The sequence below is a fragment of the Chryseobacterium sp. SIMBA_038 genome (genome assembly GCF_046535115.1).
GTDB lineage: Bacteria > Bacteroidota > Bacteroidia > Flavobacteriales > Weeksellaceae > Chryseobacterium.
Genome location: NZ_JAWRXH010000347.1, coordinates 1 through 248, shown reverse-complemented (window position 1 = coordinate 248; position 248 = coordinate 1). Strand labels below are relative to the sequence as shown.

1 protein-coding gene is annotated in these 248 nt (G+C 58.5%); it reads right to left on the bottom strand.

The window, feature by feature from the left end:
• Positions 1 to 248 (bottom strand): GNAT family N-acetyltransferase (locus SB689_RS23840; RefSeq protein ID WP_410694508.1); only part of this gene is annotated, 248 nt, incomplete at both ends.

Genomic DNA, 248 nt, shown 5'->3' with positions numbered 1-248 from the left:
GTGCTAGCCCATTTCGCCACCGCGCCCACCGCCTCGCGGCCGAAACCTCGCGCGTGAAAATCTTCCCGAATCCAGATACCTAATTCCGCGCTTGGATGCCGAACATAGTGAAGACCCGCCAAGCCCATGAAACTGCCGCTGTCCCGTTGACGGACGGTGAATGTGAAATCCGTCCCTTCAACGATCGTCGAAATCCACCCCTGCCAGATTTGATCGAATACGGCTCGGTCGGCGGGTGGTTCCCATGA